This window comes from Enterococcus sp. 3H8_DIV0648 (assembly GCF_002140655.1).
In the GTDB taxonomy this organism is placed as follows: domain Bacteria; phylum Bacillota; class Bacilli; order Lactobacillales; family Enterococcaceae; genus Enterococcus_A; species Enterococcus_A hulanensis.
This window is the reverse complement of record NZ_NGLG01000014.1, coordinates 1-2,597: the sequence shown is the minus strand read 5'-3', so window position 1 is coordinate 2,597 and position 2,597 is coordinate 1. Positions and strand designations below refer to the sequence as shown.

Genomic DNA, 2,597 nt, shown 5'->3' with positions numbered 1-2,597 from the left:
GATATACGATTCACCCCTTAATTTTATTATCCAAAGTGTTAGAGGTCTAATTTGTATGGTTTTCGCAATCTAAAAATAAAATGTTCGAAAGAAAAACTCCCGCATGCCATTAAATCTAGCAGCGGGAGGAGGAATTAAAAGGTTTTCTGATTTAACACAACCGTGGTTACTAAGCTGATTCGGTCAAACATCGATTGAACAACTGCATATTCCTCTTGTGTATGGTTCCATTGACCTAACACGCCGATCGAACAAATAGCAGGGGTCCCAGCGATTCCGACATAAGCTGCATCAGAGCCGCCACCGAGGTAGACACTGCCGGGTACATCATGATTTGTTTCAGCAGCGATAGTTTGGATAAAGCCAAGCAATTTCTCAACTTTGTCATTGGTTTCAAAGCTCTTTAAGGCTTCAATGATTTTGACTTCGGTTGAGGTTCCTTCGATATAAGTTTTTTTACAGATATTCTTAATTTCATTTACAACTTTTTCAGCAGCGTCTAAGCTTTTATAACGGACGTCGACTTTTAATGTACAGCTGGCAGGAGTAGCATTGATCACAGTTCCACCTGCGATAACCCCGGGGTTGACTGTCGTTCCAGCTTCCAAATCAGTTAAATCATGGAGTAGGAGGACTTTATGCGCCATCTCAGTAATAGCATTACGACCGGATTCGAAATCATTGCCGGCGTGACTGCCAACTCCTGTAACGGTGATCAACGCATTGATGACACCTTTTCTGCCAATACATAATTTATTATCGATCCGACCAGTTTCCATGTTCAAACCGAATAAACAATTTTTCGCTTCTTCAACGAACAGATCGTCACCTTTGGATAGTTGATGTCCATTTTCCTCATCGCCCGAAACGATAAATTTGATAGGTGTATCTTCATAGCCCAGCACTCGTAAAGCCTTGACTACATACAAGGCGATAATTAAGCCGCCCTTCATGTCTAATACTCCTGGGCCAAAAGCTTTTCCATCGACGATTTGAAATTCTTTTTCAAAGGTGCCTTCTGGATAAACAGTATCTAAATGACCTGAGAATAGAATCGGTTTTCCTGCTCGTTCTTCACCGAGCATGCCGATAAGTGTGCCGGCTGTTTGTTCGCCTACATCAATGACTTTACAGGTAAAGCCTTCTGCTTCTAACCATGATTGGAATTTACTGATTGTTTTTTCGACTTTAGGCTTTTCTAGGGTAGAGCCTTCTAATTCAACAAGTTCTTGCCAATCCTTTAAAATATTCGGTTTTTGTTCCTCGATAAATGCAAGTATTTCTTGATTTTTATTGATCATAAATTGTTGCTCCTCTCTTAATAGCGTGGTGCTTTACATAAGACCAGTTACTGATAGAAGGATGCGCATCAGCAGCATAGCGACAACGGAAGTAATGATAGGAATACATAAAAGTAAAGCTCGGTGAGCAGGATTAACATTTGCTACTAAAACAATTCGTGCAAAATGCCCAACTAATGTTCCCATGAGCATACATGGCATTAAAAGAATTGTGGCTTGTGCAGCAGTGATGACGCCTGTCGCATAGAGATTCGCTGCTGTTGAAGCGCCCGCCGCTTTAGCGAAAAAGGCCGAAATTAAGACAACAATCGATGCTCCGGGTAAACCGAAGATTCCCATCACTGGACCGAAAACGACACTTAGAACGTCGGTAATACCTGTCAATTGAAGAAATTGAACGACGACATAACCCAATACCATTGCCGGCAAAATCTGTTCCAGCCCAATGTAGAGTCCTTTTTTACAGCCAGCTAAAAAAATTTCGATGATTCCTTTTTTAGGAGCTGGTTGTGTTACGCTTTGCTCTTTTTCCATTTTCTCAACTCCTTTTGATTAGAGATTTTCAATATAATTCGAACAAGATTTGCCCCAAGTATTTTCATCACAATCAAAAAGACGATGATGAGCCCAATAGGCCAGACAACAATAGGCAGCAGAACAGCCTGCGTGTTAATGGTGTTTAAAATGACTGCGGAGGCAGTGTACTGATAGGAAGTAAAAACACTTCGCTCATCATCGCTTAGCTGCCCATTGTCAAATAATTCCTTTGTCATAACAGAGCCGACATCAGAACTAGTGAAAGAAGAAATAAATGCGATTCCGGCCGATCCGGGAATTCCTAGAATCGGACGTAAAATAGGTGTGAAGAGCTTTTCGGCGGCATTAAAAGCCCCAAAGCTTTGAAGTGTTTCAATCAGACCAACGGCAAAAACGACTGACGGGAGAATTGTCAGAGCGACCAGTACCCCTTCTCTAGCACCAACCCCTCCTTGACCTTGGAAATTGACTTCTTCAAAAATCGTACCAAAGTTCCCGGTGAGATTCAGGAAATCAAGCGCTTTCAAAGGGCTTTGCACATCTTTAAAAAGTCCAGACAGCATGACAATTAAAAAGAACAACGATAACCAGGATTTCCATGTGACCTTTTTTTCCATTTATTTCACTCCTTCCAAATAACTTTTATTTATGAGAATATGTTATCAAAAGAATGAGGATGTGTATATAATACGATTATACACATCTAGATGTGTATAAGAGACAGATGATTAACTCATCAAAAGAAGAAGCGAGGGAAAA

General features: G+C 40.8%; 3 protein-coding genes. All 3 read right to left on the bottom strand.

Going from position 1 to position 2,597, the window contains the following annotated elements; all coding sequences use genetic code 11:
* Window positions 1-134: 134 nt before the first annotated feature.
* The 3 genes from A5875_RS23015 to A5875_RS23005 are packed head-to-tail and all read right to left on the bottom strand — an operon-like array spanning window position 135 to window position 2,455.
* Entirely contained in the window at window positions 135-1,301 is a 1,167-nt protein-coding gene (locus tag A5875_RS23015) for a M20 family metallopeptidase (protein WP_088935931.1), read from the bottom strand.
* A gap of 33 nt (window positions 1,302-1,334) precedes the next feature.
* A complete protein-coding gene (locus tag A5875_RS23010; protein WP_088935930.1) occupies window positions 1,335-1,835 on the bottom strand; it encodes a nucleoside recognition domain-containing protein in 501 nt (166 codons plus the stop codon).
* Entirely contained in the window at window positions 1,814-2,455 is a 642-nt protein-coding gene (locus A5875_RS23005; RefSeq protein ID WP_088935929.1) for a nucleoside recognition domain-containing protein, read from the bottom strand. Before A5875_RS23005 ends, A5875_RS23010 begins: the two co-directional genes overlap by 22 nt.
* Between the last annotated feature and the right edge of the window lie 142 nt (window positions 2,456-2,597).